Source organism: Chitinophaga sp. HK235 (assembly GCF_018255755.1).
Taxonomy (GTDB): Bacteria; Bacteroidota; Bacteroidia; order Chitinophagales; family Chitinophagaceae; genus Chitinophaga.
Genome location: NZ_CP073766.1, coordinates 4,225,762 through 4,243,956 on the forward strand (window position 1 = coordinate 4,225,762; position 18,195 = coordinate 4,243,956).

11 protein-coding genes are annotated in these 18,195 nt (G+C 48.0%); 8 read left to right on the top strand and 3 right to left on the bottom strand.

Annotated elements, in window-relative coordinates:
* Positions 1-30 precede the first annotated feature (30 nt).
* Positions 31-1,083 carry a FecR family protein gene (locus KD145_RS15390; RefSeq protein ID WP_211999659.1) on the bottom strand — a complete coding sequence of 351 codons (1,053 nt, stop codon included), beginning with the start codon at positions 1,081-1,083 and terminating at the stop codon, positions 31-33.
* 161 nt (positions 1,084-1,244) lie between these two features.
* On the opposite strand from KD145_RS15390, the gene KD145_RS15395 reads away from it, so the two are divergent.
* Positions 1,245-2,681 (top strand): hypothetical protein, encoded by a 1,437-nt coding sequence (locus tag KD145_RS15395; protein ID WP_211999661.1) that lies wholly within the window; start codon positions 1,245-1,247, stop codon positions 2,679-2,681.
* Between the two features lie 139 nt (positions 2,682-2,820).
* Positions 2,821-3,381 (top strand): RNA polymerase sigma-70 factor, encoded by a 561-nt coding sequence (locus tag KD145_RS15400; protein ID WP_211999663.1) that lies wholly within the window; start codon positions 2,821-2,823, stop codon positions 3,379-3,381.
* A 103-nt stretch (positions 3,382-3,484) separates the two neighbouring features.
* Here KD145_RS15400 and KD145_RS15405 read toward each other — a convergent pair whose 3' ends face one another.
* A complete protein-coding gene (locus tag KD145_RS15405) occupies positions 3,485-5,053 on the bottom strand; it encodes a RagB/SusD family nutrient uptake outer membrane protein (protein ID WP_211999665.1) in 1,569 nt (522 codons plus the stop codon).
* Between the two features lie 28 nt (positions 5,054-5,081).
* Positions 5,082-8,237: a TonB-dependent receptor gene (locus tag KD145_RS15410; RefSeq protein WP_211999667.1), complete on the bottom strand. Its 3,156-nt coding sequence runs from the start codon at positions 8,235-8,237 to the stop codon at positions 5,082-5,084.
* Positions 8,238-8,987: 750 nt separating this feature from the next.
* Between KD145_RS15410 and KD145_RS15415 the strand changes: the two genes are divergently transcribed.
* The 6 genes from KD145_RS15415 to KD145_RS15440 all read left to right on the top strand — a co-directional run bounded on the left by KD145_RS15415 (position 8,988) and on the right by KD145_RS15440 (position 18,175).
* Complete coding sequence (locus tag KD145_RS15415; RefSeq protein WP_211999669.1) at positions 8,988-9,626, top strand: RNA polymerase sigma-70 factor; 639 nt, start codon at positions 8,988-8,990, stop codon at positions 9,624-9,626.
* Positions 9,627-9,729: 103 nt separating this feature from the next.
* Positions 9,730-10,701 carry a FecR domain-containing protein gene (locus KD145_RS15420; RefSeq protein ID WP_211999671.1) on the top strand — a complete coding sequence of 324 codons (972 nt, stop codon included), beginning with the start codon at positions 9,730-9,732 and terminating at the stop codon, positions 10,699-10,701.
* 180 nt (positions 10,702-10,881) lie between these two features.
* Positions 10,882-14,472 (top strand): SusC/RagA family TonB-linked outer membrane protein, encoded by a 3,591-nt coding sequence (locus tag KD145_RS15425; RefSeq protein ID WP_249219377.1) that lies wholly within the window; start codon positions 10,882-10,884, stop codon positions 14,470-14,472.
* 20 nt (positions 14,473-14,492) lie between these two features.
* Positions 14,493-15,950, top strand: a complete 1,458-nt coding sequence (locus KD145_RS15430; protein ID WP_211999673.1) for a RagB/SusD family nutrient uptake outer membrane protein — start codon at positions 14,493-14,495, stop codon at positions 15,948-15,950.
* 22 nt (positions 15,951-15,972) lie between these two features.
* A complete protein-coding gene (locus KD145_RS15435) occupies positions 15,973-16,824 on the top strand; it encodes a putative zinc-binding metallopeptidase (RefSeq protein ID WP_211999675.1) in 852 nt (283 codons plus the stop codon).
* Positions 16,825-16,861: 37 nt separating this feature from the next.
* Positions 16,862-18,175, top strand: coding sequence for a DUF4302 domain-containing protein (locus KD145_RS15440; RefSeq protein WP_211999677.1), 1,314 nt, complete (start codon positions 16,862-16,864; stop codon positions 18,173-18,175).
* The last annotated feature ends 20 nt before the right edge of the window (positions 18,176-18,195 follow it).

Sequence of the window (18,195 nt, forward strand, 5' to 3'; positions counted from 1 at the left end):
TTCAATAATCAAATAATAGTTAGTCCGCTTTTACCATATATAGATAACATTTTCCTTCGTGTTCATTTCGTAGTGAAAGCCCGACATCAATTGTAAAGCCTGTAGCACATCTTCAATGCCCTGCTTACGGAAAGCACCCGTAAATACTTCCTGTTTGTAACGGTCATTCTTAAACTGCAAGGTCACATTGTACCAGCGTTCCAGATCATGCGACAGTTGTTCAAATGTTACATTATCAAAATCAAAGCGGTCATTTACCCAGGCTGTTGTTGGTTTTTCCGCTGCCGGATCATCACCTGCCATCGTGATGACACTCTTTACCGGCGTAATGCTAAAGTTGTTCTTTTTATTGACGCTTGTTGGTTTGTCCTGTTCTGTTTCAATAATAAGTTTCTGTTCAGGCTGCAGCTGCACAGTTTTGCGGCCTCCTGTTGTTTTTCCTTCGGGGAAGCTGACCTCTACTTTCCCGCTCAGGAGCGTTGTTTCGATCCTTGCATCTTCGGCATAGGCTTTTACATTAAATACAGTACCTAACACCCGTATATTCACATGACCTGTCTGAATAATAAAAGGATGTGCAGGATCATGTTTTACATCGAAATAAGCTTCTCCGGTAAGCCCTACTTCCCTTTCTCCATTCAGGAAGCGGGTAGCATCATATTGTAAACGACTGCATGCATTCAACACCACGGTGGTGCCATCCGGCAGTACCACACTGGTTTTAGAGCCTGTTTTAGTAACTACTTCATTCCGGAAAGCCTGTTTGCCAGGTGTCACCGGCCATATGGCCCAAACGGAGATCAACACTGCAATACTGGCGGCGATGCCCGTCCACATCTTCCAGGGAGAGATACGTTTTACCACAGTATGTTCCTGCTCCTGTTGCAGGAACAGGTTCATGCGGTCAAGTCCTTCGCTGGCCAGCCGGGCTTCCTCTTCAGCAGTAAACCCGTTCACAGGCCCCACGCCATCTATATCCTCTACAATGGTAAAAGCATATTGTAATTCAGGGAACTGCATGAGCAACATTTCAAGCTCTTTCAATTCCGCTGCGCTGGCCTCTCCGGATACCTTCCTGGCCATCAAAATATTTATCCGGTTACCCTCGATCATTTATTTTTAATCCGTGTTACGACAGAAGGACGAAAATAATTTCAAAAACCCCCAAAGCCTGTTCTTCTTTTTTTACCTTTTCTGAATAATTTTTTTAATAATATATATTTGTACAGGTTAGCCTATCACTTATGGAAAACAAACTATTCAAGTACATCATCATTATTGAAATTCTACTGATAGCCGGCATTTTCGGCACTTCTTTTCTTGGCGCCATCCACGTTGATACCATGGCCATGGAAGATGCCGGCATACGGATAGCCTCACAATACGAAATCATCAGCCTGCCCTTTGGATGGCTGTACCAGCTGGATACGCTGCCCGGGGCACTGCCTCCGGGTGAACAGCATAACAGCTTATGCGATATGTTTGTAACACCTGTCGTATGGCTGCTCACCAGCTGTTTATGGGCTGGCATATTATATGGTATCATTCGGCTGTTTCGCCGGAAGGGAACGGAGATGGATACACGTAAAAATCATTTCTGGAAGAAGGTCTTTCTGTCTAACCTGCTGATATCCATTGTAGCTTTTCTTTTCATCTTTCTTTTTGACTACCGGTATTTACATACAGCATCCGCTTCGGAAAAAAATTTTTATCCGGAAACATTCGTATTCACAGGAGTGGCCATTGCCGGTGCCTTTTTACTGGGTGTCTGCTGGTGGCTGATAGAGCGGTGGTGGGCCAGCAAACGGGCTCTCAGCATTGTGTTTAGTAGTGTGGTAGTGGTGGGGATGTTGTCGGTTATTTTCGCTGCCTATAAACTGGTAGGCTATACCCGGGTGAGAGATGCTGCCCCTACTCCGCTTACGGCAGAGGAGCTGGCCGCCGCTGAGATGGTACAAGCCGCTGCTGCCGGCACGCTGGTGACAGATGGTGCTTCTCCAGCCACTTCCGCCAGCAACCAGGCAGAAAATCCATGGCAGGGTCCTGAACCGGAATCAGACAGCATAAGAGCCGCGCTGCAGTTTATCTGTTATGACCGGCTGGAGCTGGGAAAAAACAGTGGTCACCCTGCCGACCTGATGCTGAACTGGGGCCTGGAGATGCGGGCTCTCTTTGCACAGCAGGACCCCTTAACGCCTGAACAGGCCATCGAGCAATATCATACCAATGCCCTGGCGCCCGTCATTGCCATCTTTCAATTTACAGGCCGGGACGGCCACCTGCTGAAAGCCTGCTTCGACCACTTTAGCGAATACTTTCATCAGGTTTTGCCACAGGCAGTATACCGTAGTTCCCGGGCCGTCTATTATGTAGATAAATTAATAGCCACCCACGACCTGTTGCAACAACAATCCGGGTACCGGGAATCACTGACCGGACTATACGAAAAAATGAAACAGGGCTCCAACAACGGGGAACCACAGGCAGAAGCCTATATCGCAGATATCGCATGGACGGGCAGTTTGCGCAGTATCGACCCGGCCCTGGCCAGGGGAGATCAATATGCCAACCGGCTGTCTGTATGGCTGGTATCTTTCTGGGCGCGCAGGTATCAGGAAGGTAACGCAGGAGATGTTTATGATATCCTGCAAAAAATAGCTTCCCAGTATAGCAGCGATTAATGCTGAATTGGTGCGGATAATATCATTCTACGACAAAAAAATACCAGCGACAAAAAAAATTACCAGACAATTTATTTTGTTAACTTTAGCGTAATCTGCGTTATATATTATTGCAACCAACATCAGTGGCTTACAAGGGATGGATCAGGGTATAATCAATGAATTATTTAAAAACATCACAGCGAACAATGATCAGACAGCCTTTAAAGCTTTCTACAATCATTTCTTCATAAAACTACTGCGTTTTTCCTTCTCGCTCACCCGTTCCAAAGAAGTGGCAGAAGAAATTACGAACGATGTTTTTATGCATTGCTGGCAAAAAAGACAATCACTAACGGACATTAAAAATCCGCAGGTATATCTTTTTGTCGTAGCCAAAAACAAAGCAATCGATCATATGCGTAAACAAGCTACTACCAGACAGGTAGCCATTACCGCAGATGATAAACTGGAAATTTCTTTTGACAGCGATCCGGAGCAACTTATGATCTCCGCTGAAATGATACGCAAAATGGAATATACCATCGAACAACTTCCTCCCAAATGTAAAATGGTGTACATCCTGGTCAAACAATATGGGCTTCGTTACAAGGAAGTAGCCACTGTACTGAACCTCTCCGTCAAAACTGTTGAAAACCAGCTGGCCATTGCCATGAAACGCCTCACCACAGCGGTTAACTTCACACTGGAAAAAGCATAAAATATTTAGGGATTTAATGATTTAGGGATTTAGGGATTTGAGTGAACTGAAAAACTGGTCTACTCAAATCCCTAAATCCCTAAATCATTAAATCCCTAAATCATTAATATCCTTCATTCTGAGGTTTCAGGTTCGGGTTATTTTTCATTTCAAATACAGGCAGCGGATACAGGAGATGTTTCTTAGCCAGTACAGCGCCATTGGTTTTGAGTGCATGCCCTACGAAGTCGTCGAAACCATTGGTGTCTTCGTTGTATACTTTGCGCAGGCGCAGCATATCAAACCAGATCACACCTTCATAACAGAGCTCATGCCAGCGTTCACGCCACACGGCCTGTTCAAAATCGCTCTGGCTCAAACCAGCTTTAACAGGCAGGTTGGCACGCTGACGGATGGCATTCAATGCCGTATATGCATCTGCGTTAGGAGTCCCATCTGCCCTGTTCTGTGCTTCTGCATACATCAGCAATACTTCCGCATAACGGATCATCGGCACATTCAGGTTGCTAACGCCGGTACCGGGTTTGCCGGAAGCACCATGACAGGTCACATCAAAGTGTTTGTAGATATAGGGGGCACCCAGTTTGATAGTATCCCCACTTCCTTTGAAGAAGTAATAAGTATAAAAGAACTGTTGCTGGTCGGTACGTTTGTCGGTGGGCTCAAACTTTTTATAGGAGTCATAAAAAGAAGGAGAAGGCACCTCTGTTCCCTGACCGCTGCCTTTGGCAGAAATATCCGGCTGGGAGTTGTTGGGCAGCATCACCGTCTGCAACGGATTTTCTTCCACACCGCTCAGGTACTGCACTTCAAACAGGTGTTCCAGCCTGTTGTTGTTGGCCACGGTGTGCAGATCGTCGTAGTTGGTAAACAGGCCGATGTCGCTGGTATGCGTATTGGCATAGTCGATCACTTCCTTCGCTTTGTCTGCGGCCAGTTTGTAATAAGCCTGTCCTTTGTTGAGCGGGAAACCGGCCATGGTGAGGTATACTTTGGCGAGCAGCGCTTTAACGGCAGCGGTGCTGGCGCGGCCGGTATTGTCTTTCCAGGGCAAGCCAGCTGCTTCTGCAGTCTTCAGGTCATCCACGATGGTGTTATACACCTGTTCAGCACTGGTACGGCTAGGTGAGAAATCAGCCGATTGTGGTGTCTGTGATTTCAGGATCAAAGGCACATCACCCCACATCCTTACGGCATAGAAATAAGCCATGGCACGCAGAAAACGGGCTTCACCCAATACTTTTTTGCGGGCTGTTTCGTCCATGGGATTGATTTTCGGCACATTGTCCAGCACCAGGTTGGTTTGCGCGATCTCTTTATACAACCCTTTCCACCAGTTACCGATCTGGAGGTTGTCACCATCATACACCAGTCCCAACAGGTTATTCAGGTCGGAGTTCTGGGCTGTTTTAGTGACCACCGTTCCGGTAGGTGCGTCCAGTAAGGCGTAGTTGTTGGTAAAAATACCGGCGCCTTCTCCTATAAAACGCAGGCGTGCATAGGCCGCATAGATAGCGGCATCAGCATGTTCGGGCAAAGTAAAATAACTGTCGGGGCCCAGGTTGGAAGGATCCTGTTCTTCCAGGAATTTTTTACAGCCGCTGCCCGCACCCATCAGCATAGCGCCGCAGAGCGCCAGCTGTATTGTTTTATTAATGATATTTTTCTTCATGATAAAGTCTTTTTGAATACTGAACAAATTAGAACGCCACGTTTAATCCCAGCTGATAAGTAGTGGGTTTGGGATAGTCGAAGAAGGTCTGTCCCTGTGCAAATGAGTCGCCATAGGTAGTTACTTCCGGATCGTTGCCGCTGAATTTGGTCCTCAGGAAGAAGTTCTGTGTAGAAGCCCAGATACGCAGGCGGCTGAGATGCATCTTCTGTACCATTTCAGGGCTGAAGGTATAACCGATCAACAGGTTTTTGCCACGGAGGAAGGAGCCATCTTCTACCCAGCGGGTGTCTACGTTGGTCACATAACCGGCAGCTACCGGACGAGGTGCGGCAATCGGTGTGTTCTGGTTGGTAGGAGTCCAGTAGTTCAGCACGGTTTTAAAGCTGTTGGCGATGCTGATACGGTCTTCTCCGGAGTGATGGGACATGTTCAGCACATCATTGCCGTACATGTATTGCAGTTCCAGTGTAAGGTCAAAGTTTTTGTATTTGAAGCTGTTGATGAAACCTCCCCATCCTTTGGGGTTACCGTTACCGATGATCATGCGGTCAGCATCATTGATGATGTGGTCTCCGTTCACGTCACGGTATTTGATATCACCTGGCAGCATGGTGTTGCCACCGCGGTAGCTCTGGAATTTGGCAGCTTCTGCTCTTTCCGCTTCGCTCCAGGTACCTTCTCTAACCAGTCCCCAGAAGGAACCAACGGACTCGCCTATACGCAGAATGTTGGTCTGGTTGGTGAAGTTAGGTCCACCTACACCGAAGATGTCTGCAGGAGTAGCGAGTGACAGGATTTTGTTCCGGTTGAAGGAGATATTGAAAGTTGAGTTCCAGCTGAAATCCTTACCGTCAATCACCAGTGCATTCAGCGCCAGTTCCAGCCCTTTGTTTTCCATGGAGCCGATATTCTTGCGGATGGTATTATACCCGCTGGTGGTGGGTACGGGCGCATCCAGCAGCATGTTGGTTGTTTTACGATAGTAAAGATCTGCTTCCAGATTGATCCTGTTTTTCAACAGACCGATCTCAGCACCGAAATCGGCCTGTGCTGTCTTTTCCCATACCAGGTCCGGATTAGCCAGTCTTCCGGTTCCAACACCCTGTACTTTAGCACCACCAATCACGCCAGCGTAGGTGCCGCTGGCAGACAGCGTAGCGAGTGACTGGTAAGGAGGAATTTCAGAGTTGCCGGTCACACCATAGCTGGTACGCAGCTTCAGGTTAGACAAGACATTATTGCCTTTCAGGAACGGTTCTTCAGATACTCTCCAGGCAAGTGCCGCAGAAGGGAAATTGGCGTATTTCACTTTACCAAAGCGGGAAGAACCATCGCGGCGACCGGTGAAGGTCAGGAGGTAGCGGTCTTTGTAGCTATAGTTAAGTCTGGTGAAGTAGGAGAAGAATGAAAACCGGGTACGGCTGGAACCTACGCCACTGGCAGGTATCACCGAACCGGCACCCAGGTTGTTGGTTTCGAAATAATCTGTGGAATAGTTCTCTCCCCTTGCGTTAAAGCCAAAATAGTTGTTTTCGGAGGCGCCCATACCAACCATACCAGTGAAGGAGTGGTCAGTACCAAAACGTTTATTATAGGTCAGGTAGTTTTCGAATGACCAGAATGATTCGCGGTCATTGGCTATGATGGCAATACCTTTCTGGGAAGCAGAGATATCCAGCAGGGAGCGGCCATTCCATTCGTTGCGGCCGCGGGTTACGATGTTGGCGCCCAATACGCTGCGCAGTTCCAGGCCTTTTGCCAGGCTGATATTGGCGTAGGCGTTACCCAAGGTCGTTTGTGTGTTGAGGAGATATTTTCTGTCTGTCAGGATCTGTACGGGGTTGGAGCCACCTTCTGCACCGGGATACAGTTTATTGTTGGCCCAGGAGCCGTCTGCAAATTTCACGGGCAGGAAAGGTAACGCTTCAGTGATCATACGCACGGAGTTGAGACCGCCGGTACCGATGTCCACCAGGTTCTCCTGTTGGTTGTTGTAGCTGAGGGAGCCGCCAACTCTCAGCCATTCTTTCACTTTGGTGTCGATGGTGAAGCGGGCAGAGTAACGTTTCAGATAAGAGTTCAGCAGCAGACCGTTATCATCGAGGTATCCCAGGAAGAGGCCATACTGACTATCGGCGTTACCACCTGTAAAGCCCAGCTGATGGCTCTGTGAGAGCTTATGCTGAATAGATTCCTTGAACCAGTCGGTATCGTACAGTGGATTACCGTCTTTATCAAACAGACGGGAATCGGTCCTTTTCAGGGCTGGATTGCTGTTTACGTAGTTACCGTTGTCCCAGCCGGCTTTATCGTATATCTGTGCGTTTTTCCAGCCGAGTGTTTCGAGGTCCAGGTATTCTTTGGCATTGAGCATTTTCACCCGGTTAGGGCCTGGTGTGTTAAGGCCGAAGTAGTTATCGTATGTTACGCGGCCACCGGTGGCAGTACCTTTTTTGGTGGTCACCAGCACTACGCCGTTGGCGCCACGGGCACCGTAGATAGCGGTGGAGGAGGCATCTTTCAGTACTTCGATGGATTCGATGTCGCTGGGGTTGATGAAGTCGATGGCATTGCTGTTCTGTGTCTGGTTACCTATTGGCAATGCTACTCCGTCTACCACATAGAGCGGGTTGTTGGTGGTGTTGATGGAACTGAAGCCACGGATACGGATTTTAGTCTGACCGCCGGGGCGTCCGGAGTTGGTACTCACCTGCACACCGGGCATACGTCCGCTCAGCGCCTGGTTGATAGAGGCAGCGGGGCGTTCCTGGAGGGCTGCTGCTCTTACAGAGGTAACGGAGCCGGTCACGTCTGATCTTTTCTGTGTACCGTAACCGATTACCACTACGTCCTGCAGTGATTTTACATCCGTGCCGAGGGCGGCGTTGACGATGGTAGCGTTGCCTACCAGTTTTTCGGTGGGTGTATAACCAATGAATGAAAATATGAGGGTGCTGTTATTACCGGGTACATTGAGGGTAAAGCTGCCGTCGGCACCGGACTGTGTGCCGACGGAGGTGCCTTTTACCTGCACAGATACACCGGGTAGCGGCGTATTGTCCCGTGCATCAAACACCTTACCGGTGATCTTTTTTCCCTGGGAGAAAGCCAGCAGCGACAGTAGCAGCAGGAAGCTGCTCTGCAGGCTTACGCGCAACAGGAATGTCAGTTTTTTCTTCATACATGTTGTTTTTTGGTTAATAAAGGTTCTATATTAAAAAGGTGATTGCTAAAACGATTTTGCAAAAAGGGTCCACTATCCCTCCAATGTTTATTTTGGAACGAATCAGATAAAGACAATAAAGGGGGACAGGCGGTGGACCGGCTGCATACACAGCACAGGGTAGCTACATCACTACATATTACGCCTGATTACCTGGAAAAAATGATGCATAATGGCCGTGGTACCATTATAGTATCAACAAGTGCTTTTTGATAACGTGTTCTGTCAAATTTTTTTAGAGTTTTTTAATGTCTGTTTGTTCCTGCCAGCCATCAGCAGGGTGTCTTTTGTTTTCGTGTTTTCTGTTCTTGCTTTAAAAATATGGCTACCTAACGTGAAATGTGATAAATGCTCAATCGATTTAGCATTCCGGGCTTTTCACCATGACATTCATTTTTACAGCACTACATTACAAGTGATTAGATTTTTTAGATCCAGATTGTTTTGAGCTGGCATATTATTCTACATACTTTAGGTCTTTCCACTACAGCTCCGATCATAAAAATATAATTATTTCCAGATAACTAAAACGTTTTTGCAATTTTTTTTAAGGTTGATGATATATTACCGGTTATCATGAAAAAGGAAGAAAAAAATGGAATAACGCACACGGTTATAGGAACATGTGCTGCTTCTTTTTCTTTCTTAAATCAATTCATGTTTTTTTTATACCTTATACCCCGATACCTGGAAAAGAGTAGGAAACTAATGGTGAGAACCAGCGATATAACCCAATTGAGTGAGGCTGCACTGGTCAGGGAAATTCATGCAAAAAACAGGCAAGCCTTTACCTTCATATATGAACGCCATTTCCAGGAACTGGCCATGGCCGCTTTCCGTTATGTTAAAGATGCAGGCATCGCCCAGGAACTGGTGCAGGAAGTCTTTATCAGAATATGGGAACAACCCTCATTACTGGATGAAAACGGTGCGCTCCGTGCCTATCTGTACAAAGCAGTCATCAACCATGCTATCAACTATCTCAAAAGAGAAAAAAATATAGCCCGACATCATTCACTCATCGCTGAATCGCTGACAGACAGTTACCTGCACAACCTGCAGGAAGAACAGGAACTTAAACTGCGCATCTACCAGGAAATAGAAAAACTCCCCAAACAATGCGCTAAAGTGTTTAAGATGAGCCGCTTCGATGGCCTCAAATACCGCGAGATCGCCGAACAGCTGCAGATATCCGAAAAAACTGTAGAAAACCACATTATCAACGCCCTGAGAATCCTCCGCGAAAATCTTTTCTATCGCCAGGACAATTCCCGCGACTATACCACCAATTTACGTCTTATGCAACTCTTTGCCCTCCTCGCCGGAGACCTGCTCTCCCGGCTATAAAGCAACTCAAAACATATTAAACATAAAATAATGTGAAAATTTCTTCCCCAACACTGGGGGTATCCCCTTCTCTTAATTGTATCAATACACAAAGGCTAGCGTAATGGAACAAGAACAGATCAACTGGCTGCAACTGGTAAAATACCTGAATAACCCACAGGACCCCGTACTGGAACAGGCCATACGGCAATGGATCTCGGCATCCCCCGAGCACGAAGCCGCATTCCTCCAGGTACAGCAGCTATGGCAGCTGTCTCCCGACCTGAAAATACTCGACCAGCTAGACACACAGGCGGCCATCATTCGCCTGCAGGAAGCCCTGCCCCCGGAAGAAACAGATTATCAGCTTCCCAAACGCCGCTACAGATGGCTCAGCGCAGCCGCCATCACCATTCCCGTTATAGCTGCCGCCTGGTGGTGCTATCATACGTATAGTCACACCTCTTACAAAGAGAAAGCAACCCTGGCCGCCGTGGACTCACTGCGCCTCCAGGACCAGTCCCGCATATACCTTGATAAGTATAGCCGTCTCCGTTATCCGGAAAAAATGCAGCAGGAGCGCACCGTTTTTATGGAACAGGGTACCGCCTTCTTTTCCATCGCTCCCGACACCCATCCCTTCATCGTAAAAATAGGCCAGTCCAGCATCACCGTACTGGGCACCTCCTTTAACATCCGGATGAACGGCCAGCGTATAGGCGTCACCGTTAAAACCGGTAAAATCAGTTTTGTATCCGGACATAATAACACACCAGAAACCATTCTCATCGCAGGAGAAGGTATCAATTACGACCCTGTCACAGGTACCCTGGAACAGTTTAACGCCATCAACAGCAATGCGGACGCATGGATCACCCATGAACTGGTATTCATCGACGCTCCGTTAGCCGAGGTATGCAAAAAAGTAGAATCCCTTTATCAGGTACAGATCAGTCTGCAGGGTAAAATACCTGTCAAAAAACTGAATGCCACATTTAAAAATAATAAGCTGGAAGAAGTGCTGGAAGTTTTACAAGCCACCTACCCGATAACAGTGGTACAACACAACCGGGAAATCATCATCACCGGAAAATAACCACTGTCCATCAGGCAGGCCTTTCTCCTTTGTTATTAACCCTCATGTCAACTGAAATCAACAGCATTCCGTCATCCGGATATGCAACCGGAATTATTATCTGCAGGCTATGAGATGCCCTCCCCCGGAGGTCGCGTCTACGCATGCGCGCAACCCGTTTAACCTATAATTATATATACGATGTTTGAAATCCTTTACAAAAAAAAGCGACCAAAATCGAAGTTACTCCTGGCCCTCTTAGCGGCTGCCTGCCTGCAAAGTCAGGCCGCTCCCTTTAACAACGAGCAGAACAAAGAGAAGCTGGAAGTCATCCTCGGCAGGATGGAAAAAAAGTACAATGTCGTATTCGTGTATGATGCCGCCGTCATCAACAAAAATATGAACGTTGAAATAGACCCCGATAAACTGTCCATGCAACAAGCCATTGCCCTCCTCGAAAGCAAAGGCATCGCCTGTAAAGTGATCGGTGATAAAGTCGTGCTCACCCGCCCGGCCGAAAAACCCGCGCCCCAGCAGGAAGTCATCGCCGTCAAAGGACGCGTAGGCACCCGCAGCGAAAACGGTGAAACCAACTTCGTTGCAGGTATCAGCATCGTTGAAAAAGGCACCAGCAACGGTATCGCCACCGACAGCAAAGGAGAATTCACCATCAAGGTAAAACCCGGCGCCGTTCTCGTCATCAGTATGATAGGCTTTAAATCACAGGAAATAAAAGCCGCTGCCGACAAACATCTCCTCATCACACTGGAAGAAAATGTGACCAACCTGAGCCAGGTAGTTGTAACCGGTTATCAGACCATCGACCGCAAACTCTTCACCGGTTCGGCTAACACCCTGAAAGCCAGTGATGTTAAACGTGATGGTATCACCGACGTAAGCCGCATGCTGGAAGGCCGCGTAGCCGGTGTGTCTATACAAAACGTATCCGGTACCTTCGGCGCAGCCCCTAAAATCCGCGTCCGTGGCGCCACCTCCATCACTGGTGATAACAAACCATTATGGGTAGTGGATGGTATCGTACTGGAAGATGTGGTCAATGTGTCTAACGAACAGCTCTCTACCGGTGACCCCACCACCCTCCTGGGCTCTTCTGTGGCCGGCCTCAACCCCGACGATATCGAAAGTTTTCAGATCCTCAAGGATGCCGCCGCCACCGCCATGTACGGTGCCCGCGCCATGAACGGCGTAGTAGTGATCACCACCAAAAAAGGACGGATAGGTAAACCACTCATCTCCTACACCGGCAACTTCTCTACTTATATCAAACCATCGTACAAGGATTACAATATCATGAACTCTGCCGATCAGATGTCTGTGTACAAATCCATGGAAAGCAGAGGATTCCTGCAATACGGAGATATGGCCACCAGATCTGATGGTGGCGTGTTTACCAAACTCGCAGAAAACATCAACAACAGAACTGTTTATAACGATGAAAAAAGCAGGAACGAATTCCTGAAAAGATATGCACTGGCCAATACCGACTGGTTCGATGTACTGTTCCGCAACTCCCTGTTACAGGAACACTCCCTCAGCATCTCCTCCGGTACTGAAAAAACACAACTGTATTTCTCTACCAGTTTCCTCAACGACAACGGCTGGAGTATCGGTGATAAGGTAAAACGCTTTACCGGCAATGCCCGCGCCAACTTCAACATCTCCCCCAAATTCACCGTAGGCCTCATCACCCAGGGATCTATCAGAGACCAGCGCGCGCCTGGTACCATCGGCAGGGTCAGCAATCCCGTAGAAGGTAAATATGACCGCGATTTTGATATTAATCCATTCAGCTACGCCCTCAATACCAGCCGCACCCTCACAGCCTATGATGAAAAGGGCAACCAGGAATTTTTCCGGCGCAATTTCGCACCGTTCAACATCATCAATGAGCTCAATAACAACACGCTCGACCTCACCATGGTGGATATCAAACTCCAGGGTGAAGCTTCCTATAAAATCACCCCTACCCTGAAATACTCTTTCCTCGGTGCTTTGCGCTATGCCAAAACCAACAGGGAACATAAAGTAAGGGAAAACTCCAACATGGCCATGGCTTACCGCGCCGCCGACAATGCGGACGTAGTCAGCAAAAATAAATTCCTCTATCGCAACCCGGATGATCCGGAAGCCTATCCGGTAGTCGTATTGCCATACGGTGGTTTTTATAATACCAACGATGACTACCTCGTTAGCTACAACGTTCGCAATGCCCTGGAATGGAATAAAACCTACAACAACACGCACATCTTCGTAGCCTATGCCTCACAGGAATTAAGGTATGCCAACCGTCAGAACAAATTCTCCAATGGTTATGGTTACCAGTTCGATAAAGGTGGTGTGCCCTATGTAGATCCACGTATTGTGAAACAGGCCGTGGAAAGCAGTTTCGACTTCTATGGCATGCAAAACTACTATGATCGTTTCCTCGCCTACATGGCCAATGGTGCCTATTCCTATAAAGGCAAGTACAACATCAACGGTACCATCCGCTACGATGGCTCCAACCTGCTCGGTAAATCCCGTACCGCCCGCTGGCTGCCCACCTGGAATATCAGCGGCTCCTGGAACATCGATACAGAAGACTTCATGAAACAACTGGATAAAATCAACCGCCTCACCCTGCGTGCTACCTACGGCCTCACCGCCAGCCTGCAAGGCAAAGCCACCAACTCCAGTCTTATCACCCGCAGCGCCAAAACATACCGCCCTTATCTGCCGGAAATCGAGTCTGTGATCAATATCGCCGACCTCGAAAACTCACAGCTCACCTGGGAAAAACAATATGAAACCAACATAGGCATCGATGTGGGCTTGTTTAAAGACCGACTCAACATCACCATCGATGGTTACAAACGCGATGGCTTCGATCTTATCAGCCCTATCCGTACCTCCGGTATCGGCGGACAGTTCATCAAAAATGCCAACTATGCTGATATGAAATCCCATGGGGTGGAACTCACTGTTGGCGGCAACATCATCCAGCAGAAAAACTGGGGATGGAGAAGCCAGCTCACCGCTGCCTACAACGAAAACAAAATCACCAACCTCAAAACCAATCCCAATATCTGGGACCTCATCGGCGCTGATGGCGGCCCTATGATCGACCGTCCTTACAGAGGCCTCTATTCCATTGACCTGCAGGAACTGTCTTCCCTGGATGGTACCCCTGTTTTTGTCAACGAAAACGGAGAAAAAGTAAACGAGGTAAACCTCCAGAGTGATGCCATCAAATACCTGAAATATCAGGGCCCGATAGATCCCAGACTTACCGGTGGTTTCTACAACTCCGTACGATACAAAGACTTCATCTTCTCTGCTCTATTTACTTTCAGCGCAGGCAATGTGATCCGCCTCAATCCATCCTTCCAGCAGCGATATACTGACCTGACGGCTATGCCGAAAGAGTTCCTGGACCGCTGGATGATGACCGGCGATGAACGTTATACGGATGTTCCGGCTTTGTCTGACGTGCGTGTCATCAATCAGTTAAATGGTGTTACGCCCTATTATACCTATAACTATTCAACATCCCGTGTTGCTGATGGAGGCTTTATCCGCTTGAAACAGGTATCGCTCAGTTATAACCTGCCGCTGAAATACACTTCCGTGATAGGTCTTAACAACGCCTCTCTGAGCCTGGTGGCCAACAACCCATGGCTGATCTATGCAGACCCTAAACTGAAAGGCCAGGATCCTGAGTTCTTCCAGTCAGGAGGCGTAGCGTTACCTGTTCCCAAGCAATACACCCTGTCAGTAAAAGTTGGTTTTTAACCTGAATGAAAGTTTTGGATATGAAAAAAAATCTCGTATATATATCAGCGTTAGTAGTGATGGCTATTGCACCAGGGTGTAAAAAATACCTGGAACAGGTACCTGATCTTCGTACCGATGTCAACAGCCCGGCCAAAGTGGCTGAACTCCTCACCTCTGCCTATCCCAGGGCCAACTATATCCCGTTCCTGGAAGCTATGTCAGACAATGCCAACGACAAAGGCACCGCCGTTACCACCCGCGTAAATGCACAGCCCTGGTTCTGGGAGGTGTCATCAGACAGGGACCAGGACTCACCGGATTTCTACTGGCAAAGAGCCTATGGCGCCATCGCCGCTGCCAACCAGGCCCTGGAAGTTATTAACAACGCCTCCGATAAAGCCGCCTACAGCGCCTCCAAAGGAGAAGCCCTGGTAGCAAGGGCCTACGCCCACTTTATGCTGGTCACCATCTTCTCCAGATCATACGATGCAGCCACCGCCGCCAAAGACCCGGGTATCCCTTATGTCACCAAACCCGAAACTGTAGTGGTCGATAAATATGAAAGGAAAACAGTTGCCTACGTATACGAACAGATAGAAAAAGACCTGACAGAAGGCCTGCCATTGATTGATGACAACTCCTATGCAGGTGCTCCGGCCTATCACTTCACTACCACGGCCGCCCATGCTTTCGCTACACGTTTTTATCTCTTCAAAAAAGACTACGCCAAAGTAGTGGAACATGCCAACCTTACCTTCCCCGGTGGAAAAGCATTGTCTTTCCTTCGCCCGGTAAATACGGTGTATAATAACATGGAAGAACTGGTGTTAAGAAAAGAATATACCAGAGCTACCCAGAAAGCCAACCTGCTGCTGGCTGAAACACAGTCATGGTGGGCAAGAACGCTGATCTCCAACCGCTACGGCTGCGATCCCGCGCTGGGCGGCATGATCAACGGCCTCGACAACCCCGCAGGTGCCAGAGCAAGCTACAAAGTATACTACCAGGGAACAGAAGATTATTTCGTTCCTAAATTCTATGAACTGTTTATCCGGGTAGACCAGAACGCCAACATCGGTGACGGCTGGGATATGCTGCCTTTGTTCTCTGCTGAAGAAGTATTGTTCAACAGGGCCGAAGCACTTACAGAACTGGGCAAATTCGATGAAGCCCTGGCCGATGTCAACGATTTCCTCAGCCAGCGTATCACCCGCTACAACGCAGCCACCCACAACCTGAACATCGACAAGGTGCGCAACTATTACAGCACCATCGACACCCGCGCCGCTGTCATCCAAACTATCCTGCATTTCAAACGGATAGAGTTCATGTTTGAAGGCATACGCTGGTTCGATATACTCCGCCACAAACTACCGGTGACCCACGTTTCCTTCGATGGCAAAACCAAAATAGTGCTGGGTCCCAACGACCCACGCCGTATGGTTCAGATACCGCAGGAAGCTCAGCTTTCCGGCCTGGAATTAAATCCCAGATAAAACACCCTTCAAATCCGATTATATGAAACACAGATATATCATCACCCTGTTAGCCGCCGGCCTCATCACCCTGGCTGGTTGCAGTAAAAAAGAAAATCTCGACGTATCCAACCTGTTCCCGGAGAACAACCAGGCGCCTACCGCACTGGACAACTGGATCACCGATAATTATACCAAACCGTATAACATCGAAATAAAATACAAATGGGACCCTTTCGCAGTGTCAACAGATAAAACACTCGTTCCCGTTAAGGAAAATATAGTGATCCCCGTGATGGACCTCATCCGGAAAACATGGATAGATCCCTATGTGAAAGAAGCAGGGCTGCCCTTCTTCCTCAAATACTGCCCCAAACAGTTTGTACTCGTAGGAAGCGCCAAGTTCAACTCCAACGGAACCATTACCCTGGGTGAAGCAGAAGGCGGAAAAACAATACAACTGTTACGCCTAAACGATTTTAATCAGAAAGATGAAGCATTTGTAAAATTCATGCTGCACACTATCCATCATGAATTTGCACATATCATGCATCAAACCATCTTTTATCCGAGAGAATTCAAAGCCCTGACTCCCAGCGGATATACGGGGACCTGGAACAACACTTCCCTCCAGGAGGCACTGGACCTGGGTTTCATCACTCCTTATGCCCGTTCGAAGGCAGATGAGGATTTTGTGGAAATGGCGTCCACTATGCTCACAGAAGGTAAAGACGGTTTTGAAAAAATAGTCAACAAATCAACTACCGCAACCGGAAAAGATATGCTCCGACAGAAAGCAGAGATTGTCAGAACCTATTTCCAGAAAAGCTGGAAGATTGATTTTGACAGCCTGCAACTGAAAACCGCTACTGCGATTGCCGAGGCAATCAGGTAGTTTTTTTTGTAACAACGACTATAACGATCAAGCATATATGAAAAAAGTTATCATAGCAGGACTGTTGTTATGCACCTTTGCTACAGCATGCCGCAAAGACAATGATGGTTCTGTTTTCGGGGTAAAACCGGAAGAACGGATGAACACCACACTCAAGGCTTACAAATCACAGCTGACCGGCGGTGCCAACGGCTGGAAGGCCTATCTGTTCCCCGAAGGAGGACAGGGCTTTGGCTTCTATTTTAAATTCGGAGAAAATAACCGGGTCAATATGCTGGGCGACCTTAGCGCCGCAACGGGGCAGAACCAGTCTGAAAGCTCCTATCGCATGGCAGCTATGCAGCGGCCATCGCTCGTATTTGATACCTACAATTATCTGCACCTGCTCTCTGATCCCAATGAAAACGTGTTTGGCGGTATCCGTGGCCGTGGCTATGATTCGGATTTTGAATTCGGGTACGATTCCACCCGCACCGATACCGTATTCATGACCGGTAATGCTAAAATGAGCAAAATGATCCTGGTGAGGGCCAGCGCCGGAGAAGAGGCAGCCTATAAAGCAGGAGGCCTCAACTATATCCGGGATGCCGTGGAAGATTATGTAGCCGGCCACTCTACCCTGTATACCACCACTGCCGACGGGAAAAAAATACAGACAGTGGTTAACCCCAATTCCCGCACATTTTCGCTGGTATACGAACAGGATGGTAACCTGAAAACAGAGTCTACCCCTTACGCATACACGCTGACTGGTTTTCTGACCAAAAATCCTTTTCAGATAGATAAGAATACCTATCAGGAAGCCTTTTTTGATCCTGTTAAACAGGTATTCTACTTGAAGGGAAATGGAAAAAACATTGAATTCCAGGAAGCCAATGGGCCGATATTCGCCCTGCATCTGCTGTTAGGCATTGGGTATGACCAGATCGTGACCTCCGATGCTACACAGGGTGCCTTCTCTCCCGGCTACAAAAAACTCTGGGATGCAGCCAAAGCACAGATGCCCAATCTGGGTTTCCCGAACCTGCAACTTGCAGGTATCGATATCATATTCGATACACAGTCCCAGCTGATGGGTGTAAATGTCAGGGTTACCCAGGCGCCCAATAATTTCAGCGGCATGTACATTTTTGACTATACCAAAAACAAAGATGGTCACTTCAGCTTTGCCATGCAGGATATCAAGGGAGAAATTCCTTCCCTGATCTATCCTGCCATGAAAGGCATACTGGACAAACTGGGTACCGGTAAATACCGGGTAGACTACTTCTCCATGCCGGGCAACACTCAGATGGCCCAGCTGATAGGTGTAGACGATCCTGCCTTCATCATGGGCGGTTCCCTCAAATAATTTCATCATCTGTAATCAAT